This window comes from Nitrosomonas europaea (genome assembly GCF_900167395.1).
Lineage (GTDB): Bacteria > Pseudomonadota > Gammaproteobacteria > Burkholderiales > Nitrosomonadaceae > Nitrosomonas > Nitrosomonas europaea.
Genome location: NZ_FUWK01000001.1, coordinates 144,530 through 170,786, shown reverse-complemented (window position 1 = coordinate 170,786; position 26,257 = coordinate 144,530). Strand labels below are relative to the sequence as shown.

General features: G+C 51.5%; 22 protein-coding genes and 3 tRNA genes. 11 read left to right on the top strand and 14 right to left on the bottom strand.

Going from position 1 to position 26,257, the window contains the following annotated elements:
- Nucleotides 1-229: 229 nt before the first annotated feature.
- The 7 genes from recQ to B5D58_RS00730 all read right to left on the bottom strand — a co-directional run bounded on the left by recQ (nt 230) and on the right by B5D58_RS00730 (nt 6,361).
- A complete protein-coding gene (recQ, locus tag B5D58_RS00760; protein WP_011113017.1) occupies nt 230-1,879 on the bottom strand; it encodes a DNA helicase RecQ in 1,650 nt (549 codons plus the stop codon).
- On the bottom strand, nt 1,876-2,286 hold the full coding sequence (locus tag B5D58_RS00755) for an RNA-binding S4 domain-containing protein (protein WP_011113018.1): 411 nt from the start codon (nt 2,284-2,286) through the stop codon (nt 1,876-1,878). Before B5D58_RS00755 ends, recQ begins: the two co-directional genes overlap by 4 nt.
- A gap of 89 nt (nt 2,287-2,375) precedes the next feature.
- Nucleotides 2,376-3,209 carry a sulfite exporter TauE/SafE family protein gene (locus B5D58_RS00750; RefSeq protein ID WP_011113019.1) on the bottom strand — a complete coding sequence of 278 codons (834 nt, stop codon included), beginning with the start codon at nt 3,207-3,209 and terminating at the stop codon, nt 2,376-2,378.
- A 6-nt stretch (nt 3,210-3,215) separates the two neighbouring features.
- On the bottom strand, nt 3,216-4,955 hold the full coding sequence (locus tag B5D58_RS00745; RefSeq protein ID WP_011113020.1) for a bifunctional protein tyrosine phosphatase family protein/NAD(P)/FAD-dependent oxidoreductase: 1,740 nt from the start codon (nt 4,953-4,955) through the stop codon (nt 3,216-3,218).
- A 114-nt stretch (nt 4,956-5,069) separates the two neighbouring features.
- Nucleotides 5,070-5,441 (bottom strand): ArsR/SmtB family transcription factor, encoded by a 372-nt coding sequence (locus B5D58_RS00740; RefSeq protein ID WP_011113021.1) that lies wholly within the window; start codon nt 5,439-5,441, stop codon nt 5,070-5,072.
- On the bottom strand, nt 5,438-5,905 hold the full coding sequence (locus B5D58_RS00735) for a YeeE/YedE family protein (protein WP_011113022.1): 468 nt from the start codon (nt 5,903-5,905) through the stop codon (nt 5,438-5,440). The genes B5D58_RS00740 and B5D58_RS00735 overlap by 4 nt, the downstream gene beginning before the upstream one ends.
- A 27-nt stretch (nt 5,906-5,932) precedes the next feature.
- Complete coding sequence (locus B5D58_RS00730; RefSeq protein ID WP_011113023.1) at nt 5,933-6,361, bottom strand: YeeE/YedE family protein; 429 nt, start codon at nt 6,359-6,361, stop codon at nt 5,933-5,935.
- Between the two features lie 107 nt (nt 6,362-6,468).
- On the opposite strand from B5D58_RS00730, the gene B5D58_RS00725 reads away from it, so the two are divergent.
- Nucleotides 6,469-7,332, top strand: coding sequence for an MBL fold metallo-hydrolase (locus B5D58_RS00725; protein WP_011113024.1), 864 nt, complete (start codon nt 6,469-6,471; stop codon nt 7,330-7,332).
- Nucleotides 7,333-7,381: 49 nt separating this feature from the next.
- Here B5D58_RS00725 and B5D58_RS00720 read toward each other — a convergent pair whose 3' ends face one another.
- Together B5D58_RS00720 and B5D58_RS00715 are read right to left on the bottom strand one after the other, a co-directional pair.
- A complete protein-coding gene (locus B5D58_RS00720; RefSeq protein WP_011113025.1) occupies nt 7,382-7,963 on the bottom strand; it encodes a peptidoglycan L,D-endopeptidase MepK in 582 nt (193 codons plus the stop codon).
- A 26-nt stretch (nt 7,964-7,989) separates the two neighbouring features.
- Nucleotides 7,990-9,726: a L,D-transpeptidase family protein gene (locus B5D58_RS00715; RefSeq protein WP_011113026.1), complete on the bottom strand. Its 1,737-nt coding sequence runs from the start codon at nt 9,724-9,726 to the stop codon at nt 7,990-7,992.
- Between the two features lie 369 nt (nt 9,727-10,095).
- On the opposite strand from B5D58_RS00715, the gene dnaA reads away from it, so the two are divergent.
- From dnaA to B5D58_RS00665, 10 genes are all read left to right on the top strand, one after another.
- Nucleotides 10,096-11,475, top strand: a complete 1,380-nt coding sequence (gene dnaA / locus B5D58_RS00710; RefSeq protein ID WP_011110653.1) for a chromosomal replication initiator protein DnaA — start codon at nt 10,096-10,098, stop codon at nt 11,473-11,475.
- A 200-nt stretch (nt 11,476-11,675) separates the two neighbouring features.
- Entirely contained in the window at nt 11,676-12,797 is a 1,122-nt protein-coding gene (gene dnaN / locus B5D58_RS00705; RefSeq protein WP_011110654.1) for a DNA polymerase III subunit beta, read from the top strand.
- A 48-nt stretch (nt 12,798-12,845) separates the two neighbouring features.
- Entirely contained in the window at nt 12,846-15,275 is a 2,430-nt protein-coding gene (gene gyrB / locus B5D58_RS00700; protein WP_011110655.1) for a DNA topoisomerase (ATP-hydrolyzing) subunit B, read from the top strand.
- A gap of 22 nt (nt 15,276-15,297) precedes the next feature.
- Nucleotides 15,298-15,741 (top strand): YbaN family protein, encoded by a 444-nt coding sequence (locus tag B5D58_RS00695; protein ID WP_011110656.1) that lies wholly within the window; start codon nt 15,298-15,300, stop codon nt 15,739-15,741.
- Nucleotides 15,742-15,791: 50 nt separating this feature from the next.
- On the top strand, nt 15,792-16,523 hold the full coding sequence (locus B5D58_RS00690) for a pseudouridine synthase (protein WP_011110657.1): 732 nt from the start codon (nt 15,792-15,794) through the stop codon (nt 16,521-16,523).
- 135 nt (nt 16,524-16,658) lie between these two features.
- Nucleotides 16,659-16,734, top strand: a tRNA-Gly gene (locus B5D58_RS00685).
- A 91-nt stretch (nt 16,735-16,825) separates the two neighbouring features.
- Nucleotides 16,826-16,899: transfer RNA gene (locus B5D58_RS00680), tRNA-Cys, on the top strand.
- 25 nt (nt 16,900-16,924) lie between these two features.
- A tRNA-Leu gene (locus B5D58_RS00675) sits at nt 16,925-17,013 on the top strand.
- A 221-nt stretch (nt 17,014-17,234) separates the two neighbouring features.
- Entirely contained in the window at nt 17,235-17,558 is a 324-nt protein-coding gene (gene fdxA, locus B5D58_RS00670; protein WP_011110658.1) for a ferredoxin FdxA, read from the top strand.
- A gap of 43 nt (nt 17,559-17,601) precedes the next feature.
- Nucleotides 17,602-17,961: an exosortase system-associated protein, TIGR04073 family gene (locus B5D58_RS00665; RefSeq protein WP_011110659.1), complete on the top strand. Its 360-nt coding sequence runs from the start codon at nt 17,602-17,604 to the stop codon at nt 17,959-17,961.
- Between the two features lie 23 nt (nt 17,962-17,984).
- On the opposite strand, the gene mfd is transcribed toward B5D58_RS00665, so the two are convergent.
- From mfd to B5D58_RS00640, 5 genes are all read right to left on the bottom strand, one after another.
- On the bottom strand, nt 17,985-21,449 hold the full coding sequence (gene mfd, locus B5D58_RS00660) for a transcription-repair coupling factor (RefSeq protein ID WP_011110660.1): 3,465 nt from the start codon (nt 21,447-21,449) through the stop codon (nt 17,985-17,987).
- Between the two features lie 26 nt (nt 21,450-21,475).
- Entirely contained in the window at nt 21,476-22,756 is a 1,281-nt protein-coding gene (locus B5D58_RS00655) for an MgtC/SapB family protein (protein ID WP_041356241.1), read from the bottom strand.
- A complete protein-coding gene (gene recJ / locus B5D58_RS00650; RefSeq protein ID WP_011110662.1) occupies nt 22,749-24,512 on the bottom strand; it encodes a single-stranded-DNA-specific exonuclease RecJ in 1,764 nt (587 codons plus the stop codon). Before recJ ends, B5D58_RS00655 begins: the two co-directional genes overlap by 8 nt.
- Before the next feature lie 143 nt (nt 24,513-24,655).
- Nucleotides 24,656-25,252, bottom strand: a complete 597-nt coding sequence (locus B5D58_RS00645; RefSeq protein WP_011110663.1) for a cytochrome P460 family protein — start codon at nt 25,250-25,252, stop codon at nt 24,656-24,658.
- A gap of 83 nt (nt 25,253-25,335) precedes the next feature.
- Nucleotides 25,336-26,256 carry an indole-3-glycerol phosphate synthase TrpC gene (locus B5D58_RS00640; RefSeq protein ID WP_011110664.1) on the bottom strand — a complete coding sequence of 307 codons (921 nt, stop codon included), beginning with the start codon at nt 26,254-26,256 and terminating at the stop codon, nt 25,336-25,338.
- Nucleotide 26,257 lies beyond the last annotated feature (1 nt).

Sequence of the window (26,257 nt, the reverse complement as noted above, 5' to 3'; positions counted from 1 at the left end):
TTCCAACCTGACTGAAAGTGTTGCGTGCTTCCTGCCTTTCGGTCAGAAGGGTTGAATGGATTGTGCCCAAGCAGAATCTGTTGTGCAACATTAAACAAGCTTTTTACGCTCTTACAGCCAAATTATGTTGCGTTATTGCAACACCCTGGCAATATCCGTAAAATTTCTTTCAACTTGCTGCATAACTCGTGGAACAAATCAGTCAGATATAACAAAGGACACTGAATCGTTACCCGCCACACTTTGTTTGTGGTTCGCAGCTAAAAGCCTGGCAGCGTGACGATGGTACGGATAAACCCGTGGAAATCTGCTGGTATGGCGCTGAATGGTGATGATGTGAAAGCCGAAGTTTTATACGGGTCTCTCCACGCAACACGCTCCTGGCTGCCGATGTCAACTGCAGGGCGATGCGTTCTCCGCCAGCACGATCCTCACCGGCGACAAGATAGTCCAGCGCCAGCAGATGCCTGAAAACGATACGCCACCCTTCGGTACTCAATTCATGGCCGATGCCAAAAGTGCTGATGCAATCGTGCCCCCATTGCCTGACACGATCTGTTCGTTTTCCGGACAGGATATCGATCAGATATTCCATGCCAAAGCACTGGCCCGTCCGGTAGACGCAGGACAATGCTTTCTGGGCAGCGATCGTGACATCCTGAACGGGTATCGTTTCCAGGCAGGCATCACAATTGCCGCACGGCAGACTACCGGTTGGTTCACCGAAATAGTCGAGTAGCGGCTTTCTGCGGCAAACCGTCGTTTCACACAGCACCAGCAGCGCATCCAGTCGAGCGGCCGCTGCTTGTCTGATCGGGGCAGGCAACCGTTCTGTGCCGGATTCGGTCTGGGACCGCAGCCGGATGATGTCGCCGGGCCCGTAAACCATCCAGGCACTGGCCGGCAGACCATCACGCCCGGCACGGCCGGTTTCCTGATAATAGCTTTCGATACTTTTAGGTAAATCCAGATGTGCGACAAAACGTATGTCCGATTTGTCGATACCCAGCCCGAATGCGGAAGTGGCAACCATCACGATACCATGTCCCTGCAAAAATTTTTTCTGGTGCCGGGTGCGAATGGAGGTTTCCATACCGGCATGGTAGGCAAGTGCCGGTATGTGATTGCTATTGAGCCAGGCAGCTGTTTCCTCGACTTTTCTGCGGGATTGACAATAAACGATACCAGCCTCTCCAGCATGTTGGCTGCGGATGAAGTTCAACAACTGTATCCGGCTATTGGATCGGGCCGTAATACGGTAGCAAAGGTTGGGGCGATCGAAACTACTGATAAAGGAGCGGGCCTGGTGTAAATCGAGACAACGCAGGATATCCGCACGAGTTCTGGCATCGGCACTGGCGGTCAGGGCAATGCGCGGTATTTGCGGAAATTTCTCCGGCAGAATCGACAATTTGCCGTATTCCGGCCGGAAATCATGCCCCCACTGAGAAACACAATGCGCTTCATCAATGGCAAACAGGGCGATGGGGATGCGCTGCAGCAGCGCACGGAACCGAACGGTCAACAGTCTTTCCGGTGCAACGTAGACCAGATCATACTCTCCCGCCAGCATCCTCCGTTCGACAGCCGCCGCCGCTTCAGGTGTCAGCGCTGAATTGAGATACACTGCCCGCACCCCCTGCCGGCACAGTACGGCCACCTGATTCTCCATCAGCGCAATCAGTGGCGAAATGACAATAGCCGTACCCTTTCTCAATAATGCAGGAATCTGGTAGCACAATGATTTGCCACCGCCGGTCGGCATCAGTACCAGGCAGCTATCTCCATTCACCACATGAGTAATGATTTCGGCCTGCTGGCCGCGAAATTCGCTGTAACCGAAAATTTCCCTGAGCAGTGTCTGGGCGTGCGAGATCATTTCTCGCTCATGAAACGCTCCAGATCACGCCGGGCACGTTTGGTGGGTCTGCCTTTACCGGCGTAATGCGGCGGGGTCGGCTGCGATTTAAGGTTTTCTGCCACGGCCTCACGCGCCTGCCGGCTTTCTTCCGTTTCCTGATAAAGCAGGCGAGCTTCAGTGGCGGATCTGCGCTGGTTGGACAACGCCAGCACTTTTACCAAGTAGTGATAAGGCCCGATACGAATAGCAAGCAGGTCACCCGTATTCAGAATCCTGGAAGGCTTGGCTCGCATCCCATTGACCTGTACCTGCCCGCGTTCGACCGCATCGGCAGCCTGTGAACGCGTTTTGTAAAAGCGGGCGGCAAACAGCCATTTGTCGATACGGAATTTCTCGTCTGCAGACTGTGCACTCTTTTCGGTCATAAGCGAGCAGAAAAGGTTATTAAACGAATCAGCGAATTGCTTTTGTCGAGCAGGGTTGGCTGGATTCTCCCTGCCGGGCAGCAGGATTGTCAAGAAAGGGCGGAAAAATCGATGGAGTAAACCACCTTGACGATCATACCAAGCGAGATGCACCAGGCCAGAATGGCAAAACCGTATTGCAGCTTCGCTTCATCGAAACGATGGGCATATCGTCTGCCCGTCAGCGTGCCGATGACCGTTCCCACAGTAAAAGGCAGGGCAAGCGGCCAGTTCATGAAGCCCATGGATGTGGCCGAAACGACCCCGGTGATAGAAATCAGTGTAGTGATGGCAAGTGCAGTTGCCGTCAGAGATTGCATGGGCAGATTCGATACCTTCCTGAGTGCAGGAATGGTAATGAACCCGCCTCCCACCCCGAGCAGGCCGGACAGAAAACCGGTTGCCACTCCGGAAAACAGCAACCCTTTGGCACAGGGTATGGTCCATATCAGACGGCCACTTTCCAGACTGAGCTGACAGGGCGGGTAAACAGCTTCTTCCGGCGGTGCCGGCTGCGCGGATCGCCTGCCCTGGCGGTACATATAGCCGGCTGCAAAAGCCAGCACAGCGGAAAACACTACTGTCAGCAGTAAATCTGGCAGTTGCCGGGCAATCCAGATCCCGGCCGGTGCGACCAGCATACCGGTACTCGCGATAAGAGCGGCTGCCCGGTAACGGACGATTCCCTGCATGAAGGCGTTACAGGTGGCAACAGCTGCCGATACAGCGATCGACAGCAGGGCAACCGGTGCAGCTTCCGCAATGGTCGTATGCAGGCTGAAAACCAGTAGCGGGACGGCAATGATGGCGCCGCCTGAACCGGTCAGCCCCAGCACGAGCCCGGTAAAAACACCGGGCAATATCGCCAGCCACTGGATTTCCATGAAAAATTACTTGGTTTCAGTGGAGCGCGTCAGCCACTCACGCCCTTTCAGCATACCTTCCCAGTACAGCCACGGGAAAAGTTTGACTTTGAACCACCAGTAGAGCTTTCTGGCAACAGCCGGGTTGAGCGGAAATGTCGGCAGCAGTTTTCCACCGAAACCAAATTCGGCCAGCACCACTTTGCCATTTTCAACCGTAAGCGGGCAGGCACCGTATCCATCGTAAACAGCATGGAATTCCCGACCATCTTTCGCTGCCAGCAGGTTCTCAGCGACAATGACAATCTGTTTTCTGACGGCCGCTGCCGTTTTCGTATTAGGAGAAGAACAAGCATCACCCAAAGAGAAAATATTAGCGAAACGGGTATGTTGCAACGTTTTTGGGTTAACTTCACAGTAACCACTGGCATCTGCCAACGGACTATCACGCAGGAAATCCGGTGCTGCCTGGGGTGGTGTGACATGCAGCATATCGAAGGGTTTATCCACGCGCGTAACTTCCCCCGCTTCATTCTTGATTTCGAAGGTAGCAATTTTTTCCGGGCCGTTGACCTTGACCAGATTGGAATTGAATACCAGATTGGCATGGTATTTACGGACATATTCCATCAGCGGCGGAACGAAATCGGCCACGCCAAACAGTACCGCCCCGGCCGAATCGAATTCGACCTCGATTTTGTCCAGAACACCCTGGCGCTGCCAGTAATCACAAGACAAGTACATTGCTTTCTGCGGTGCCCCGGCACATTTGATCGGCATGGGGGGTTGTGTAAACAGCGCCTTGCCACCTTTGAGCTGTTGTGTCAGTGACCAGGTGTACGGTGCCAGATCGAATAGGTAGTTGGAGGTGACACCGTTCTTGCCGAGCGTTTCCTGAATACCTTCTATTTTTTCCCAGGCGAGACGAATACCGGGACATACGATCAGCTGCTGATAGCCGATGGTGCGGCCATCGGCCAGATGAACCAGATTGTCATTCGGGGAAAATCCGGATACTTCCGCCTTGATCCACTCAGCGCCGTGCGGAATGACATCGGCCGTATTGCGAACGGTTTGATCCACCGCATAAGCACCGCCACCGACCAGTGTCCAGGCAGGTTGATAGTAATGTTTGTCATTCGGTTCGATGATGGCGATACGCAGGGATGAACGCCGGCGCAGCAGGCTGGCAGTGACCCCCAGGCCGGCTGAGCCGCCTCCCACCACCACGATGTCGAAAGCATTATCCCAGTTGCAGGCTGGTGTAACAGGGATCGATTTGCCTGCCGCTTCATCGCGGGAAGACGCAGCCGACACTGCGGCGGCACCGGCTGCCTCACTCTCTGCTTCGGTGACAGCTGCTGCCTCATGTTCCCAGTCACAAGCTGCAGAAATGGTTTCAGCAGGCGTGGTGGTTGTACCCACGTCACGACTGTACAACGCGCGAGCGCGATTGCCCGAATTGCAGAAAGCCAGCACCGGCCCGGGCAGGGTTGCCATCAACTGGTGAAAGGCAGAGCATTTTTCATCTGAAACCTGGCCGATTTCAACCGGTAAGTAAGCAAATTGCAATCCCGCGGCTTTTGCTGCCTCTTCCAGCTCCGTGCTGCCGGGCTGATGTTCTCCTCCTTCTCCATCGGGGCGATTACAAATGATGGATTTGTAACCGGCTGCAGCGATTGCTGCTACATCGTCCACACTGATCTGGCCTGAGATCGCTATTTTTTCATCCAGCTTTTTCCAGTTTGTTTCAGAAGCTACGCTCATGGTACTTTCTCCTTGTTTAGAGATGAAATTTCTGAGGCTGCCAGTAACAACATACTGGCTGCATGATAGCAGGCAGCATATTCAGGATTCGAACCCCGGACGGAGCCGAACCGTTTACTGTCTGCCGTTGTGAGTGACGTCATCCGGAGAATGATGATGCTCATTCTGACAGTACACACTGAACAGCGTATTCATGATTTGTACCGCTTCCGGACTGGCGAGGCTGTAATAAATATATTTTCCCTGGCGTTCGGTAGAAACGAGTTTTTCATCACGCAATACAGTGAGCTGCTGTGACAGGGTGGGCTGCCGAATGCCAAGTGTCTGTTCCAGTTCGCCGACATTTTTTTTTCCTTGTATCAGTTGACACAGGATCAGCAGCCGGTCTTCATTGGCCAGTATCTTCAGCATGGAGCAGGCTTTGGCTGCGGAAGCCTTTTTTTCCACCATGACCGAGAAATCCGGCTGCGTATATTGGTCCGTCATTTTCTTTCAATATTTCCCGGTTGTCGATAGTTTACATTCGAATCTGACTGACGGTGTTTTTCCAGCCGATCGAAAATGAACATGCCCAGCAGCATGGCGACCATGAATACGATACCTCCAGTATGACCCGATGCTGCCAGAACCAACCCTGGACCAGGACAGATGCCAACCAGCCCCCATCCCATACCGAACAACAGACTGCCCAGGATCAGGCGAAGATCGACGGTGCGGGTTCCGGGCAGATGAACCGGTGTGGACAGCAGCGTTCGGCCGCGCCGTTTTGCTGCTCTGAAGGCAAAAAACCCGATACTTATCGCACCCAGCATGACAAACATCAGCGAGGGGTCCCATAGCCCGGCGACATCCAGAAAAGACAGCACTTTTGCAGGATCGGTCATGCCGGACAGTATCAGGCCCAGACCAAACACCAGGCCGGAAAGTAATGCGGTGAACGGTATGAGCATGTTTTCCCTTTCTCAGTGAATGTGTTTTCAACTCAGGGAGTGGCGAACGACGTAAACCACCATCATCCCCATGATCATGAACAAAACTGTCGCTACCATCGAGCGCGGTGAAAGCCGCGACAGACCGCAGACACCGTGGCCGCTGGTACAGCCGGAACCATAACGGGTTCCTATCCCGACCGCCAGCCCGGCTAACGCAAGTACAGTATGGCTGGTTTCAATGTGAACCGGCGGTAATTCTCCCAGCCACTGCCATAGCCACGGGGCGAGCAATAATCCGCTGACGAAGGCAGCTCGCCATGCGAAATCTCCTCTACGTAATTCGACCAGTCCGCCGATGATCCCGGATATTCCCGCGATTCGCCCTGTGATGAGCAGCAGCAGAGCCGTTGCCAGGCCAATGATCATGCCACCGGTGAATGCGCTGGCAGGGGTAAATGATTGCCAGTCGATCATAAATGTTCTCCTTGACAGATAAAATTATACTAATACATTATATTTATAAACAATATAATTTTTTATATAGTATAATGTACGAATATAAATAATTCAAGGAGCCGATGATGCAACCCAATATCCAAGCATTCTTTGATCCAGTTACGTGGACGGTCAGCTATGTTGTATTCGACAAGCCAGGTGGGCACTGCGCCATTATCGATCCGGTGCTCGACTACGACCCCAAGTCCGGAAGAACCAAGCATCATTCTGCCGATGTGCTGATCAAATTTGTACATTCGAAAGAACTGACAGTAGACTGGATTCTCGAAACTCATGCCCATGCCGACCATCTTTCCTCTGCTCATTATCTTCAGCAGGAGCTGGGTGGAAAAGTCGCTATTGGCAGCCGGATTTCAGGCGTGCAGCAGGTATTCAAGAAACTGTTCAACATGGGGCCGGATTTCCAGCCGGATGGCTCACAGTTCGATCATCTGTTCGACGATGGGGATACCTTTGAAGTAGGTGAGCTGAAAGGCAGGGCCATTTTTGTGCCTGGACATACACCGGCTGATATGGCCTACCAGTTCGGGGATGCGATTTTTATCGGCGATACGATGTTCATGCCGGATGTGGGAACGGCCCGTGCTGATTTCCCTGGCGGGGATGCCCGGCAGCTTTATCGTTCCATTCGTAAACTGCTGGATCAGTATCCGCCGGAAACGAGGCTGTTCATGTGTCACGACTATCCGCCCGGCGATCGCCCGATACAGTGGGAGAGTACAGTTGCTGAACAACGAGCACACAACATTCATGTGCACGATGGTATCAACGAGGACGGATTCGTTGCGATGCGCACCGCGCGTGATGCTACTCTGGAAATGCCGGTGCTGATCCTGCCATCTGTTCAGGTCAACGTGCGGGCGGGACAAATGCCGCCCGCCGAAGATAACGGTAGGGTGTATCTGAAAATACCGATCAACGTGTTGTAAACCAGTTTATACAACCCCCCGGCCAGTTTCAGGGTCGGGAGAACCATGGTTACCAGTAGCGAACATTGCCGGTATCGATATGAATGAAATTCGACTTCGGATAATAGCCAACTCCGCCGGCATGCATCGACATTGCTGCCCGGCGCAAAACATGGAGCGGGACACCGGGCAGGCGGATGTCGATTGCCTTGCCCTGCATGTGCAGACTGTTCTTGGCTACCCCATGACTTTGTACCGAGAGAGCAGCATTGGTGGCCGGTGAGCGATATCCCGAAACTACTTGAAATTCCTTTGAATTTCCAGTCTTGTGATGCAAGTGCTGCATCAGATCGAGTAATCTCGGATCGATCCGGTGAATATCGCCGGATCGATGATCACGTAACACTTTTTCAATCATTCGCAGCGCTTCGGGGATGTATTTTCCCCGCTCCCAATAGGCGGTTCTGACTCGCTCGCCTGTATGCAGATTCAGCAAAGACACTCGTTTTTCATAAACACGGGAATAAGCCGCATTGGCTGCCGGCATGGCAAGCAGTGCGCAGGCACCCAGACCGGCCTGCAGCAGCCGGCGGCGGGTGGCACCCTGTTCAGTGAGCATTTCCAGATTATCAGTAATGATAAGTTTGGACATTGTTATCCTCCATGGTCGTGCCAGATTTAAAAAGATTGTGACAGGTGCGGCTCCGGCTGCAACCAGCGGGCATAAGCCAGTGCCCGTTTGTCGCGCCCGTAGACATCAGCTGAAAAGTGGACTTCGCCCTGCCCGTCATTCCAGGCGGTCAGATACAACAAATAAACAGGAATCGGTTCAGGTAAATGCACGGTTTGTGTCTTACCGCTATCGATTTTCTCCAGAATATTGGCTTTTTCAAAAGATGGCCCCAGTACGAATTCCGCCAGTTGCATCGGTTTTTCCAGACGGATACAGCCTGAACTGAAGGTACGGATATCCCTCTGGAACAGCGATTTCGAAGGGGTATCGTGCAGATAGATGCTGAAAGGATTGGGAAACATGAACTTGATCGTGCCAAGCGCATTCCTTTTACCGGGATCCTGCCGCAGAACATAGGGAAACGACCGGCTGAACGCGTGCCAGTCAATGGCATCGGGATCCAGCTCAAGTTCGTAATGATAATCGGAAAACACTCGAATCCCTTCGGAAGCGAAATAATCCGGATTGTGTTTCTGTTTTGGCAACAAATCCTTACTGGCGATACTTGCGGGTACGTTCCAGTACGGGTTGAGAACCAGGTGCGAAATCCGGCTGTTGAAACTTGGTGTTGAGCGATAATCACGCCCGACCACGATACGCATGTTCAGCACGCGCACATTATTCCGGATTGCCGCCAGATTGAACCCGGCGATGTTGACCAGGATGTAACGATTACTGAATTCCCTGGGTAGCCAGCGCAGCCGTTCAAGTGTAATGCGCAGCTGCTGAATATGTTCGACCGCTGTCATGTTCATGGCTCGTCGGGTATTTTTACCGACGACACCATCGGTATTCAGTCCATACTGATACTGAAAGGCTTTGATCGCTGTTTCCAGCTGGTCATCGTACAGCTCGCTGTCGTCACTGGCGATGTCATATTCCGGCTTTTCAAAAACAGAGTACGCTTCCCTGATACGCTGACGGATCAACGGGATGGCCGCGTGTCTGGTTCGGGGATGAATCGAGGGAATATCATCCGGTATTCGCGTCCATACCGTACCGGCAGCAACCAGAATACGCAACCTGACCAGCAACCGTTTGAGCGTGTGATATTGCGGCATATTGGGTGGCAAGCTCGCCAGCACCTGTTCCAGTTGTTCTGCTGAATCCACGGAAGCAATACTTTGCTGCAGGAAATTCACCGGGTCGAGCCGTCGCTGTGGAACGTACCAGTCGGGATCAGCCAAGGTAGCCGTCAGCCGGCCATTGGACAAGTCATGTACCAGCGCCAGCAGGGACCGGGTCGTACCCAGTTCGAGCGGAAGAGAAACCTGATCGGGAGATTCCGCACGCCACCGGCGTAACGTTTCGATATGGTAATCACTGCTTGCCAAGCCCTCTTCATCGGCTCGTCCGATAAAGGTCAGTGCTGTATCCAGTAACACACCAGAATCTTCTTTCAGAGCCCAGACCGGCTGATAGTCGCGTTGTGCGTAAAAATGCCGCAGCTTTATCAGTTCCGCTTCATTCACTCCCTCCCAGGCGTTTTTTGCCAGCTGCTCACGTATTGCATCTGCACTGACCGCTACAGGCCGGTTTTCCGCAGCAGCAGACAGAACAGTGAGTGCAAAACAGAAAAAGACCAGATACTGTGCAATAGCCAAATAGTTGAGTCGAAACTCGCTAACGCCTTGATCAAACGATAAGAAAGCTTTCCTGGATTTCTGGTGTAAAGGGGTCATCAATCGGATGGATTTTTCTCCGGATCCGGAGAAATTTTTAAAGATTTTTCGTGAAGCTACTTTTTAACATACCTTGCCCGAATTCATAAAGCAGAAACAGAGGGTGAATCCGAAAACCATCAACTGATAATGAGATTAATAATTGTATTTAAAACGATTCTAATATGGCAAAACAGATAGTATGCAATAAGACAACCTTCTGCAGAAAACTTCATTATACTACTCATTCGGCAGGTAAGCGGAGCCTGCACCCACTCAAAGATAAAACCGTTTGCTTTTCAGTCACAATTAACTGTTTGTTTTTCCTCCAGATTTTTCCGTGTTTTCCGAAATATTTTTCGGCATTCAGGCTCATTTCATCTATACGTCATGCAGAAAATAGAAACTTTCTGGCATTTCTGTCTCAAGCATTTCAGGCAGGAATTGAACGGACAGCAATTCAATACCTGGATCAAGCCGCTCAAGCTGGAAGTCTGTCCGGATGAGAAAAACACGCTGATCCTGATTGCACCCAACCGTTTCGTGCTGCAGTGGATCAAGGATAATTTCGTTACCCGTATCGACGAAATGGCGCAGGATCATTTCAACGAAAGAATCAGCTTCAGGCTGGAATTGCGGGAACCAGCCGAAAGCGAAGCTCAGACAGTCAGGACCTCAGCGCAGAAAAACAGAGAGGACAAAAAACCGGCAGCGGAAAAAACACAAGGTGTCACAAGCAGAAAAACCAACCCCAGTCAGCTCAACGCCAGTTTTACCTTTGATGCGTTCGTTACCGGTAAAGCCAATCAACTGGCGCGTGCAGGTGCCATTCAGGTGGCAGAACGGCCAGGTATCGCCTACAACCCTCTGTTCATTTACGGTGGCGTCGGGCTGGGTAAAACTCATCTGATGCAGGCGATTGGCAATTATGTGCTGGAGCTGGATGCAGGTGCCAAAATCCGTTACGTCCATGCCGAAAAATACGTATCAGACGTGGTCAGTGCCTATCAGCATAAATCGTTCGACAAATTCAAACTTTACTATCACTCGCTCGATCTGCTGCTGGTGGATGATGTCCAGTTTTTCAGCGGTAAAAACCGGACACAGGAAGAATTCTTTTACGCTTTCAACGCACTGATCGAAGCCCACAAGCAGGTGATCATTACTTCGGATTGTTACCCAAAGGAGATCTCCGGACTGGAAGAACGGCTGGTATCGAGATTCGGCTGGGGGTTGACCGTAGCAATCGAACCTCCTGAACTGGAAATGCGCGTGGCCATTCTGCTGAAAAAAGCACTCGCTGAAAAAATTGAGCTGGACGAAAATACTGCCTTTTTTATCGCCAAGTATATCCGTTCCAACGTACGCGAACTGGAAGGTGCGCTGAAGCGGGTTCTGGCATTTTCGCGCTTTACCGGTCATTCGATTTCTCTCGATCTGGCCAAAGAGGCGTTAAAAGATCTGCTGGCAATCCAGAACCGGCAAATTTCGATTGAAAACATTCAAAAAACCGTAGCGGATTACTACAAAATCAAAGTGGCCGACATGTATTCGAAGAAACGTGTCCGGACCATCGTCCGTCCCCGGCAAGTAGCAATGGCAATTGCCAAGGAACTGACACAACTGAGTTTGCCGGATATCGGTGAAGCCTTTGGTGGAAGAGATCACACCACCGTACTGCACGCCCACCGGAAAATTATCGAATTACGTACTTCCGACCCCGGAATAAACCGGGATTTCAACGCATTGATGCACATCCTGCGTGGATGACACCCTACTGTAAAAAAACTGAATGATTTGTGGATAACCTGAATAAAATTCCGACTGAAAAATTTCATCCACAATTCATCCACAGGCCATACCGAAACCATACAAGACTAATCATTAATGTAACTATATAATACATAAGATATTTTTTTACTTGTTCCGATTTATATCGCTGATTAACTATTATTTAATCTTTTAATTAAATGAAATTAACAATAACCGACCGGGATCTGCTGTTCAAACCGCTGCAGACAGTCAGCGGCATTGTGGAACGCAGGCATACCCTGCCGATACTCTCGAATACCCTGATCGAAATCAGGAACGGACAATTGACACTGGTCACTACCGATCTGGAGATAGAAGCCGAAGCAACTTCCAATATTCCTGAACTGGAAAACCAGGGTGCCTTGCAGACAACCGTTTCTGTCAGAAAACTGCAGGACATATTGCGCGCACTGCCATCGGGCGCAGCTATCGAACTGACCCGGTCAGAAAACCGCTTACAGATCGTTTCCGGAAAAAGCCGCTTCAGTCTGCAACTGCTTCCGGCAGAAGACTTTCCAAGGATGATCCGCGACAGTGAGCCTTGCAGTGCGACATACACATTGGCACAGCGAGTTCTCAAAAAACATCTGCAACGGGTGGCACATGCCATGGCACAGCAGGATTTGCGTTATTACCTGAACGGAATGCTGTTACTGATCGAAGACAATAAATTGACGCTGGTGGCTACCGACACTCACAGGCTGGGGATAACCTCGATCGATCTGGACGGAAATTTCGAAAAATCCGAAACCATCGTTCCGCGTAAGACGGTACTGGAACTGATCAGACAACTGGAAGACAGCGATAAACCGGTCATCGTCGAGATTTACCCGAAAAAGGTATGCTTTCGTTTTTCGGATGCTGTACTGGTCTCAAAAGTGATTTCAGGAAAATTTCTCGATTTCAGACGCGCAATTCCGCAAACCAGCGTGTTCCAATTTGACGTCAACCGGCTTGATTTCCTCCATGCACTCCAGCGTACCGCGATCATTTCCAGCAGCAACGATCTGTTCCGCAACGTCCATCTGAACATTACCAACGGAAAGCTGAACATTTCAGCCAAAAACAAGGAGCAGGAGGAAGCACAGGAAGAAATAGACATCGTTTATTCGAATGAGACGATCGACACCAGTTTCAACATCGTTTACCTGATGGAAGTGCTAAACAACCTGGACAGCGAACAGATCAGGTGTTCGTTCGAGAGCATGCAAAGCGCCATTCTGATCACATTGCCGGATGACGAGCAGTTCAAGCATGTTTTGATGCCGATGCGTGAATAATTCACATTTAGCTGCCTTACCGGAATTACGAGAGAGAAAACTGCAAGCATGAACACAAATCAACCCGAATCTGCCAAAAAAACTGATAACAGCCATCGCGACTACAACTCGGACAGCATCAAAATTCTGAAAGGGTTGGATGCTGTACGCAAACGCCCCGGAATGTACATCGGTGATACCAGCGACGGTACCGGTTTGCATCACATGGTATTCGAGGTAGTCGACAATGCCATTGATGAAGCCCTGGCCGGCTATTGCGATGATATCTCTGTCATCATTCACGCTGACAATTCTGTCAGCATTCATGACAACGGTCGTGGTATTCCTACTGACATCAAACAGGATGATGAACTGAAACGTTCAGCAGCTGAAATCGTCATGACAGAGTTGCACGCAGGCGGAAAATTTGATGACAATTCCTACAAGGTGTCCGGCGGGTTGCACGGTGTGGGAGTTTCTGTGGTAAATGCTCTGTCCGAATGGCTGCGCCTGACCATTCGCCGCAACGGCAATGTTTACCAGATGGAGTTCCGGGAAGGTGTTGCCGTTGCTCCCCTGAAAGTGACCGGCCAGACTGAAAAACACGGGACCGAAGTCCATTTTCTCGCCAGCCAGTCAGTCTTTGGCGATATTACCTATCATTACGATATTTTTGCCAAGCGGTTGCGTGAGCTCTCCTTTCTCAACCATGGCATCAAGATCAGGCTGGCCGACCAGCGCGATGACCGGGAAGAAGTTTTTGCCTTCACCGGAGGTATCCGCAATTTCGTCGAATACATCAACCGCAGCAAAACCGTGCTGCATCCCAGTATTTTTTATGCCAAAGGTCTGAAAGACAATATCACCGTCGAAATTGCAATGCAGTGGAATGACAGTTATGCCGAACAGGTGCTGTGCTTCACCAACAACATTCCACAAAAGGATGGCGGTACTCATCTGACTGGGCTGCGTGCGGCCATGACACGGACACTCAATAATTACATCGAAAAAAATGAACTGGCCAAAAAGGCCAAGGTTGATACGACTGGCGATGATATGCGTGAAGGAATAACCTGCGTTCTGTCAGTCAAGCTGTTCGAACCCAAGTTTTCTTCCCAGACCAAGGAAAAACTGGTGTCATCGGAAGTACGCCCGGCAGTCGAGGAAATCGTCGTGCAGAAGCTTTCAGATTTCCTGCTGGAAAATCCAAACGAAGCCAAAACCATCTGCAACAAGATCATCGAAGCCGCCAGGGCACGGGAAGCCGCCAGAAAAGCTCGCGAGCTGACTCGCAGAAAAGGTGTACTGGACAGCATGGGTTTGCCTGGAAAACTGGCAGACTGTCAGGAAAAAGACCCTAAATTATGTGAGCTCTATCTGGTGGAGGGTGATTCTGCCGGTGGTTCCGCCAAGCAGGGACGTGATCGAAAATTCCAAGCCATCATGCCACTCAAGGGAAAAATACTTAATGTTGAAAAATCCCGTTTCGACAAACTGATTTCTTCTCAGGAGATCGTGTCGCTGATAACGGCACTGGGAACCGGTATCGGCAAGGATGAATACAATCCAGACAAACTGCGCTATCACCGTATCATCATCATGACTGACGCCGACGTGGACGGGTCACATATTCGCACCTTGCTGCTGACCTTTTTCTATCGGCAAATGCCTGAGCTGATCGAACGCGGGCATATTTATATCGCACAGCCTCCTCTGTACAAAATCAAGCATGGCAAACAGGAGCGTTATCTGAAAGATGATTACGAACTCAAGCATTACATACTCGGCCTGGCTTTGGTGGGTGCAGAACTGCATACCGGGGCGAATAATCCGCCGATCACCGGTGAAGCGCTGGCCAGAATTGCAGATGAATATCTTCTGGCGGAAACGGTGATTGAACGGATGAGCCGCCTGATCGATCGTACGGTCATGTATGCGCTGCTCAAACAGCCGGATATCGACCTGAGCTCTGAAACCAGTGCCAGGGACAGTGCTGCCAGACTGGCCATTTTGCTGGATGATGTCGAAATTCTTGCCGAGTACGATGAGAATTTTGAGCGCTATCGCCTCAAGATCATTCGTAAACAACACGGCAATCTGCGTACCAGTTATCTGGACGATGATTTTCTGCAAAGTGGTGACTTCGCCAGAATCAGGCAGGCTGCGCAGATATTGCATGGCCTGATTGGAGAAGGAGCAAAAGTCAAGCGAGGTGAGCAGGAAATATCTGTTCGAGAATTTAAGGAAGCGCTGGAATGGCTGCTGGAAGAAACGAAAAAAGGCATTACCATTCAGCGTTACAAGGGGCTGGGTGAAATGAATCCGGAGCAGTTGTGGGAAACTACCATGGATCCGGGCAATCGCCGTCTGTTGCGTGCGCAGATCGAGGACAGTATCCTGACCGATGAAATTTTTACTACCCTGATGGGGGATGTAGTCGAGCCTCGCCGGGCATTCATCGAAAGCAATGCCCTGCGTGCGAGGAATATCGATATTTAGGCAGTTTACCGGGGGGATTGTCATGTCAATAGAGCCTGATGGAACAGTGAACCGGCCAGAGGAAAACATTCACCTGCTTCAGCTGCATGATTCACCCGTCATGCGCTGGCTGTACCTGAGTATAGGCATGACAGCCCTGTTCATGGGCATATTGGGCATATTTCTGCCGATATTACCGACGACCCCTTTCATTTTACTGGCGGCCGGTTGTTTTGCACGCAGCTCCGAGCGTTTCCACAGCTATTTACTCAACCATCGTATTGCCGGTCCGATCATCCGGGAATGGTGTGAGTACCGCAGCGTGGCGCGCCACGTCAAGCGCTGGGCGTATCTGGTGATGGCGCTGTCTTTCGGGAGCTCGATTTTGATCGTTTCTTCCTGGTGGTTGAAAGGTATGCTGGCCTTGCTGGCCATGATTTTGTTTACGTTTATCTGGCGGCTGCCTGTACGGGATCAGAGCAGGTAAATCGTTGATATATGACGTTATAAACCATTGTTTCCAGGTTTTTCTCACCGATGGAAAAAGTTCGCCTGTCCAAACTGATGTCCGCCCGGGGGATATGTTCACGCAGGGAAGCAGATGTTTACATCGAGCAGGGCTCGGTGTATGTAGATGGTCAGCCGGTTCGTGAACTGGGGACGAAGATTTATCCGTGGCAGGAAATCGTGCTCGATCGAGCAGCCCAGATCAGACAGAACCAGCAGGTGACGATTTTACTGAACAAACCGGTCGGTTATGTATCCGGCCAGCCCGAACCTGGCTACAAATCCGCTATCAGTCTTGTCAATAATGATTCCCACTTTCATCAGGATCGTTCGTCTTTGAGGTTTGTACCACAGCACCTCAAAAATATCGCACCTGCCGGCCGGCTGGATATCGACTCACAAGGATTGTTGGTGTTTACCCAGGATGGTCGCATTGCCAAACAATTGATTGGAGAATATTCGCAAATCGAAAAGGAATACCTGGTACGGGTAAGCGGTAATTTGACACGGGAGGGATTGGCGTTGCTCAACCACGGCTTGCAGCTCGATGGCCAGGCATTGAAACCCGCCAGGGTAAGCCGCTTAAACCAAGATCAGTTGCGTTTTATTTTACAGGAAGGAAAAAAGCGGCAGATCCGGCGGATGTGCGAACTGGTCGGATTGAATGTGACCGGACTGAAACGCGTGCGGATTGGTCAAATCAGACTGGCTGATCTGCCGGAAGGCAAATGGCGTTATCTCGGAAAGAATGAATCATTTTGAGGATACGGGAACCTGGTCCGACCCTATATCAATCGAAACAATTATTACCGGAGCCATTATTCTTGACAAAATCGGAAGGGTCTCTATAATCACCCGTCTGTCGAGAGGCGAATCCGGTTTGGTCTGGTATCGTTTGCGGGAATAGCTCAGTTGGTAGAGCGCAACCTTGCCAAGGTTGAGGTCGCGAGTTCGAGACTCGTTTCCCGCTCCAGTTTTATGCTGTATCCTCCGACGTTTTCAGTCCACGTCAAATTTTCATGCTTTGGCGCCGCAGAGCAGGTGGCGTCATCCAAACAGTTCACGGCGGGGTGGCAGAGTGGTTATGCAGCGGCCTGCAAAGCCGTCTACGCCGGTTCGATTCCGACCCCCGCCTCCATATTGACAGTTTCAACTTCGTAATTGCCCGGGTGGTGAAATTGGTAGACACAAGGGACTTAAAATCCCTCGGACATTAACGTCCGTGCCGGTTCGATTCCGGCCCCGGGCACCAGGGCTTCAGGCAATGCCCGGGTTTTACCGTTTCTGACCCTCATTGAATAAATCTCGTGCAACGCAGCATGTCTGATACCAGAAGGCTGGCACAAACAACACTCTTTGAAGCCAAAGCGGCGTCACGCGGATAACACACACTCCCGGTGTGTAGCAGAATTTATCGAGATTCTGATAGAATTGTAAGTTTCTTTCAGAAAGTGTCGCTCAAGGAATATCATCATGACTTATGTAGTAACTGAAAGTTGTATTAAATGTAAATACACTGATTGCGTAGACGTATGTCCCGTGGATTGCTTCCGTGAAGGCCCCAATTTTTTGGTGATCGATCCGGATGAATGTATCGACTGCACGTTGTGTGTGGCAGAATGTCCGGTGGAAGCCATTTATGCAGAGGATGATGTCCCCGAAGATCAGCGTCAGTTCATTGCACTCAATGCAGAATTGTCAAAAATCTGGGATCCAATCATCGAGAAAAAAGATGCACTGCCGGATGCAGATGAATGGGCCTCCGTTACAGACAAACTGGATAAATTGGAACGCTGACCAGACTCACTGTTGCCAAAATAAGATCAAGGAGACGCCAATAATGAAAACTTCAATTACACAGGTTGTTTTTCTGATTTTGTTTTGCGTATTGCCACAAACCACTATGGCACAGCGTAATATGCCACAGAGCTACCCGGTCGCAGCGAGTGAGAAGCTGGTCAACGGTATTGCCAACGCTGTAACCGGTGTTATCGAACTTCCTAAAACCGTGATTCTTACCAGCCGGCGCGACGGGCCTGCTTACGGGCTGACTGTCGGCCTCGTGACCGGCATCATGCATACGATTGGCCGTACCGTGTTCGGTGTGCTGGATGCCGCAACCTTCTTTATTCCTACCCAACCGACTGTTCGTCCACCTTATATCTGGCAGGATTTCGATAAAGAAACTACCTACGGGTAAATCGACTATTACCTGCCGGTTTCTCAGTTTTTCAGTAACGTCATCAGTTTTTTGATTTTTTTGACGCGTTCGCCAACATCCGGTATTTGCAGCCGGACGCTCAGGCGGTCAGGCCCTGACAGGCTGTATTCCTTGCTGCTCTGAATGAGCTGAATGATTTTTATGGCTTCGATCGGGGGTTCTGGTACAAATTGCAACTGAATGTTGTCTGGTCCGGCATCGATACGGGTAATGCCCAGCTGCCTGGCTTCGATGCGCAGCCGATGACTGTCCAGTAACGCGCGGGCAGGATCAGGTAACAGACCAAAGCGGTCGATCAGCTCCTGGTGAATCTCGTCCAGTTCTGTTTCATCACTGCAACCCGCCATGCGTTTGTACAGAATCAATCGCTCATGGATATCGCCACAGTAACTTTCTGGCAATAGCGCCGGTACATGCAATCTGATTTCTGTGGAAACTCCCAGGGGTTGCTGCATATCCGGTTCATGACCGGCTTTCAGTGATTTGATTGCTGCGTCCAGCAGTGAACTGTAAAGGCTGAACCCTACTTCCTGCATTTCGCCACTTTGTGAGTCACCTAATACCGCGCCCGCACCGCGAATTTCCAGATCGTGCATGGCCAGATAAAACCCGGAGCCGAGCTCTTCCATCGCCTGAATAGCTTCCAGACGCCTGGTTGCCTGCGTGGTCAGTGCTGCTTTTTCCGGTGGTGTCAGCAGATAGGCATACGCCTGGTGGTGCGAACGGCCGACTCTGCCGCGTAACTGGTGCAACTGTGCCAGCCCGAACTTATCGGCACGATGGATGATGATAGTGTTGGCGGTGGGAATGTCTATCCCTGTTTCAATGATGGTCGTACACAGCAGCAGATTGAAACGCTGCTGGTAGAAATCACGCATGACATGTTCCAGTTCACTTTCCCGCATTTGCCCGTGCGCAATGTTTATTCTTGCTTCCGGCAGCAGCGTGGTCAATCTGGTATACATGTTCTGAATGGTGCTGACTTCATTGTAAAGAAAATAGATCTGCCCGCCGCGTTTCAGTTCACGCAGACAGGCTTCGCGGATGATTCCTTCCGAGTAAGGGTGTACGAATGTCCGGATCGCCAGGCGTCGCTGGGGTGCAGTGGCAATCACCGAAAAATCTCTGAGGCCTTCGAGTGACATCGCCAGCGTGCGCGGGATGGGTGTTGCGGTCAGCGTCAGTACATCCACTTCGGCACGCAGTTTTTTGAGCTGTTCTTTCTGACGCACTCCGAAACGATGTTCTTCATCGATGATGACCAGTCCCAGGTTTTTGAATTTGACCTTATCCTGAATCAGTTTGTGTGTACCGATGATGATGTCAGTTGTCCCCTGCGCCAGGCTTTGCAGCGCTTCGGCCTGTTCCCGAGCTGAACGGAAACGTGAAAGCTCGGCAATTTTTACCGGCCATTGATCAGCAATCAGCCCGAAACGATCAGAGAAATTCTGATAATGCTGTTCTGCCAGCAGTGTGGTGGGAACCAGTACGGCTACCTGCTTGCCATCGGTGACTGCAACAAAAGCTGCCCGCAGGGCAACTTCTGTTTTGCCGAAGCCGACATCACCACAAATCAGCCGATCCATCGATTTGCCGGACACCATATCCTGAATGACTGCATTGATGGCAGTGGCTTGGTCTGGTGTTTCCTCGAAACCGAAACCATCGGCAAAAGCATTGTAATCATGCTGGTTGAACCGGAATATATGGCCTTTGCGGGCAGCGCGTTGCGCATACAGGTTCAACAGTTCAGCGGCAGTATCGCGTACCTGCTGCATCGCTTTGCGCTTGGCCTTTTCCCATTGGCCACTTCCCAGTTTGTGCAGCGGGGCTGCTTCCGGTGCGGCACCACTGTAACGGCTGATGAGATGAAGCTGTGTGACCGGCACATACAGCTTATCTCCCCCCTGGTATTCCAGAGCGAGAAATTCACTGGACTGGCCTGAATCATCCTCACCCATATTCATGTTGACCAGCCCGAGATAACGCCCGATACCGTGCTGTTCATGTACCACCGGACTGCCGGGCTTGATTTCGGACAGATCACGCAAAATGGAATCGGCCGAAACAGTCTTGCGTGCATCACGTGTACGCTGTCCGCGTACATGCGTGGCATACAGCTCGTTTTCGGTAACCAGCGCCAGGTTTTCAGCAGCAAGGATAAAACCGCTGTGCAGGGAAGCCACACTGAGCATGCAAGAGGCAGTGTCTGACTGAAATGCAGCAAAATCCTCGCAGAGTTTCAGTTTCAGGCCATATTCGCGCAGGTATTCCGCCATCAGCTCGCGTCGCCCCATACTTTCTGCCAGTAGTAAAACCCGTCCGCCCTTTTGCGTAAATGTATGGACAAAAGCGGTCAGCTGCTCGATCGGGTTGGAAGCGCGACGATCCACGCGTACAGGTGGAAGGGAACGGGCAAAAGGCTTATCGGTCTTTACCTGTTGCCCGGTATGCATTTCTATTCGTTTGTATGATTTGAGGTAGCCGTAAAACTGATCTTCCGGCAGAAACAGATCCATCGGAGGAAGCAAAGGCCGATCCGGATCATTGCGCATCAACTGATAGCGTGAACGGGTATCCTGCCAGAAATTTTCGATGGCTGGTGTGATCTCCCCGTGCAGACACACTGTGGAATGCTGCGCCAGGTAATCGAACAGCGTGGCCGTCTGTTCGAAAAAAAGCGGCAGATAATATTCGATTCCGGCGGGAATATTGCCCTTGCTGATTTCCTGGTAAAGCCTGCAGCGTGTGGGATCGCCCTCGAATTTTTCCCGGAATCCGGTGCGGAATCGGCTGCGCCCGTTATCGTCGAGTGGAAATTCCCGCGCCGGCAGCAGCCGGATCTCCTTGACCGGATAGATACTGCGCTGCGTATCGACATCAAAAGTGCGTATCGATTCGATTTCATCGTCGAACAGATCGATACGATAAGGCAGCGGGCTGCCCATCGGGAACAGGTCGATCAGTCCCCCGCGGATACTGTATTCTCCCGGTGAAAGCACCTGCGATACATGAGAATAGCCCGCCAGTGACATCTGACTGCGAAATGACTGCAGATCCAGCGTGCTGCCCTGGTTGACGAAGAATGAATGTGCCGCCAGAAATTCTCGCGGCGGCATCCGGTACAACGCGGTCGTAACCGGAATGATCAGGACATCGCAGGCGTTGTGTGCAATCTGGTAAAAAGTAGCCAGACGTTCCGAAATCAAATCCTGGTGAGGTGAAAAAATATCGTAAGGCAGCGTTTCCCAGTCCGGCAACAGGCTCACGCGCAAATCGGGCGCGAAAAAGGGAATTTCCTCGAGCAATCTTTGTGCATCCAGTGCACTGGCTGTGATGACCGCCAGTAACTGCCCAGCCGGATTCCGGTTTGCCAGCCGCGCCAGGGCACAGGCATCACTGGAACCTTCCAGACCGGTGTAACGTGGCAGCGATTCCGAAGAAAGTGGATTGAGTTTGGATGACATGATTTTGCGAACAGAGTGTTAATTGTTCAGAAATAGGACAGATATGACGCTGTGGAAAGTGCGCCCGCCAGACCGATAATGATGGCTACCGTTCCCAGGAAGCATCGCCTGGCCAGTACGTTGTTACCAGTGAAAAAGATCAGTCCCAGCTTGAAAATCAGATTGGCAATGACCCCGAGTGTGATAGCGGTAACCACTTCTACGATTTCCAGCTTGCCCAGCCCATGCAAACGCAGGCTGCTCAGCGTGATCGCATCCACGTTGGTCAGTCCGGAAATGATCGCCACGGCGTACAACCCGCTGCTGCCGGCAATGTCCGACAGCCACCCGCTGAGGAACAGCACCGCTGCATAAAGCAGGCCAAATCCCATGGCAGTAGTCAGCTCCGCCGGATTTTTCGTATCCGGCATGGGAATGATCTGCTGCTGGCTGAATTCACGCCACCAGAACAGCGAAGTGATCAATCCCAGAAAAAGCCCACCTCCCAGAACCGGCAGGAGATAAGGAAAAATCACAGGTGAAATTACTTCGGTAATCAAAGCAAGTCGGACCAGTACGACCAGATTGGCCAGTAAAATCACGACAACAGCCAGATTGGTGATATCAGGTCTATCCCCGTTGCGGCGTGTGAATACCAGCGTGGTGGCAGTGCTGGAAACCAGTCCGCCCAATACACCCAGCAGTACTGCACCGTAACGCTGGCCGATGAAACGCAGTGCAATGTAGCCCACCAGGCTGACTCCCGAGATCAGCACGATCATCAGCCAGATCTGATGAGGATTGAATGCATCGAAAGGACCATAATTCCTGTCGGGCAGAATCGGCAGGATGATAAAGCTGAGTACCGCAAACTGCAGTATCGAGATCAGATCCTTGCGAGTCAGGTTTTGTGTGATTCCCTGCAGTTCGGTTTTGAAATAAAGCAGGATGGTTGTGATGATCGCCAGCATGACAGCCAGCGTCGATTCTTCATACCACACCATCGCGCCCAGCCCGTAGCAGATCAGTACTGCGGTTACCGTGGTGGTGCCCGGATCTTCCGGCAAATCCCGTTTATCCCGATAAGAGGCAATCACCATGATTCCGACCAGTAATAAGCCACTGATCAGCAACCAGGGAGTTTGTGCCTTGTGGGATAGCATCGCGGTCAGCGTACCAAACATGGCGACCAGCGCAAAAGTACGCAATCCTGCTTTGGCAGCCGGGCTGCGTTCGCGCTCCAGGCCGATCAGCAACCCGATTGCCAGGCTGGTGGCAAATTGAGCCAGATAGCCCCGCTCCTGTTCAAGAAGAAACAGATCATCCATAGTGTGCCTGGCCGGATTCAAACCAGTGTTCCAATAATAATTGCATGCGGGTGCTTCCGTTGTATTCGTTTATCTGCACCCGGTAGACGGCATCGATCTCAGTGGGCAGCCGCTCGGTATGAAAAAACAGAATGCCATCGTACACCTGTGCAGCACCGGTTTTCCGCAGTTTCAATTTCAGATGTTTTTCCCCGACGATACGCTGATTTTCGACCCGGAAACAGCCATTGAAACTTGGTTCGGGGAATCCCTGCCCCCAGACCTGATTCGTCAGATACTGTGCCAGCTCCAGAGTCAGGTCTGTTTCTGCCAGCTCACCATCGGTTTCGATCACCTGTATCAGATCTGCAGGGGTCAGCAATGATTGCGCTACCTGCTCGAATGCGGTACGAAATTGTTCGAAATGCTGTTCGTACACTGTCAGACCGGCAGCCATGGCATGGCCGCCAAATTTGACGATCAATCCCGGGTAACGTTTTGCGACCAAATCCAGCGCATCACGCAGATGCAAACCAGGGATCGATCTACCTGAGCCCTTGATTTCACCCTCGTTACCTTGCGCAAAAATGATGACCGGCCGGTGCAGCCTGTCCTTGACGCGCGAAGCAATCAGGCCGATGACTCCCTGATGCCAGGCCGGATCGTACAGACACAGGCTGTATACGGATTGTTTCCCGTTATCTGCCGGCGTATCGGACTGGTTCAGGAGATCGATCACGTCGTCCAGTTTATCCATGGCTTCATCCCGCATGCCTGACTCGATTTCACGTCGTTGGCGGTTCAGTTCATCCAGCTCGCTGGCCAGGCGCAGGGCATGGGATTCATCCTCGGTCAGCAGACATTCGATTCCCAGTGACATATCATCCAGTCGCCCGGCAGCATTCAATCTGGGCGCAAGAATAAATCCCAGTTCATACGTGGTGACGCGGCTGAAATCCCGTCCGGCGGCTTTGAATAAGGCATGAATACCGGCACAGCAGTAACCGTTGCGGATACGCTGCAACCCCTGCTGCACCAGGATACGGTTGGTTCCCTCCAGCCTGACTACATCGGCAACGGTACCCAATGCGACCAGATCGAGCAGACTGGCGAGATTGGGTTCTTTGCCGGTCGCTGTGAAAGCGCTTCGTTCACGTAATTCCGCTCGCAACGCCAGCATGACATAAAAGATCACGCCGACTCCGGCAATATGTTTATCGGGAAAGCTGCATCCCGGCTGGTTGGGATTGACGATGACGGCTGCATCCGGCAGCCGGTCACCCGGCAAATGATGATCGGTGATGAATACCTGCATCCCCAGCCGGTTGGCTTCCTCTACGCCTTCCACACTGGCGATACCATTATCCACCGTGATCAGAATATCGGGAGGAGGAACCTGATCTGCTGCCAGGCGCACGATTTCCGGCGTCAATCCATAGCCGTATTCAAAACGGTTAGGTACGAGGTATTCCACCATGGCACCAAACTGGCGTAACGCGCGCAGGGCAACGGCACAAGCAGTGGCGCCGTCAGTGTCGTAATCAGCGATGACGAGCAAACGTTTTTTCGCGGCAATGGCATCGGCCAGTAACACGGCGATCCGTTGGATGTTCTTTAATTGCTCGAACGATGCCATACGGGCAAATGTCGTTTCGAGTTGTTCAGGATGATTTATTCCGCGCGCTGCAAAAATGCGTGCAAGTACGGACGGAAAACCATGTGCACTGAGTATTTCGTATGCGTGAGCAGGAAATTCGCGGATGGTAATGTTGGCCATAGTGCCAGCATTTTATCACCAGGCTGTAACTGGCCGTAGCTGCGGGGAAAACGAGGGAGAAAAAACAGGAGTATTTCGCTGCGGTAACGCAACTATCGGGTTACCGCAATACTCCTGCTGCTTGCCAAATTTGTATCTGTTATTTACTTGGGCGCGACTACACCGGATTCACCGGTTGCTTTGGCGGCACGTAACACAGGATAAAATTGTGTGAAGACCATGTCTGTCTTCGCATTTTCCTTGTGGCAGGCAGCACATTCCGCTGTGGGCAGATTTTTGGCTGCAGCAACCAGCGGCGTGTCAGGAACATAGAAAATATAAAAAGCCCAGTTTCCCGGCTCGTTTGCAAAGCGTTGTGAATCCTTGACCGATGCCTCGAGCCCGATATAGTCACCCATGAAGTAGCCGTTTCCACTGCCTGGGCCTTTACGGTCACCGACGCTGACCAGTTCTTTTACAGTTACCGTCCCATCTCTGAATTCACCGGTTTTTTTCCAGTGAGCATAGCTTTCCGGGTCGACATAGACTGTTCTGATTTCGGTGAAGGGTGCTTTGCCATCGTTCAATTCGTTAGGTGTTACCTGGGTACCGACCATCACCCATTCACGGTAATTTTTCGGCAGCAGCAGTTCTCCCTTGTCGTTAAACTCTGCCACACCTGCTGCCAGCAGGCTGCCGGACATGACTGCTGAAAGAATCAGGCTGCTCAAACCGCCTGTCAGTTGTTTCCTGAAGTTCATAAAGGTCTCCTTTTGGTTGATTGAAGCATTATTGTTATATCGTGGTCGGGGAGATAGTTACCCGACTGATGGTGCAGCGCAGCTTACGTCAGGTTTGTCGTAAACAGGCTTGCCAGTGCGGCGCCCGGATCCGGTGCCCGCATGAATGTTTCCCCGATCAGAAAAGCGTAAATATGATGAGATAGCATCATTTCCACATCGGCAGGGATACGGATACCGCTTTCGGTGACGACGATGCGTTCGGATGGTATGCGTCTGACCAATTGAACGGTGGTATCCAGCGTAGTCTCGAAAGTTCGCAGGTTGCGGTTGTTGATCCCGATGAGCGGAGTAGTCAATTGCAGCGCGAGATCGAGCTCATCTGCATCGTGTACTTCTACCAGTATGGCCATTCCCAGTGCTTGTGCCGTGGTTTCCAATATGCGCATCCGTTCGAGTGCACTGTCGCCCTGATTGACAGAGGCATCCTGCTGGAAAACCGGTGAAAGAAATGCTGCGACGATCAACAGTATGCAATCCGCTCCCATCGCGCGTGCTTCGTAGACCTGATATTCGTCCAGTATGAAATCCTTGCGCAATACCGGTAAATCACAAGCAGCACGTGCTTGCCGCAAGAAATCGGCACTGCCCATGAAAAACTGTTCATCTGTCAGGACTGACAGGCAGGCAGCACCATTTCGGGCATAACTGGCCGCAATTTCTGCCGGGATGAAATCTTGCGGAATCAGATTTTTCCCGGATGAGTTTTCCGCATGCCCTGATCCCTGCGGATTGGGTGCTTCTGATCGCCCGCGTAATACACCCTTGCTTGGGCTGGCCCGTTTGATCTCTGCAATTACAGCGGCACGATGCTGACTGATCCGGCCGCGTATCGCCTGGAGAAAATCACGCGGAGCAGGCATTTCTTCTGCCTGCTTACGGATTCCTTCCAGGGATTTTCGTGCCCGGGCGGCCGCGACCTCCTGTTTTTTCACGGCAAGGATGCGATCGAGAATGTCTGACATA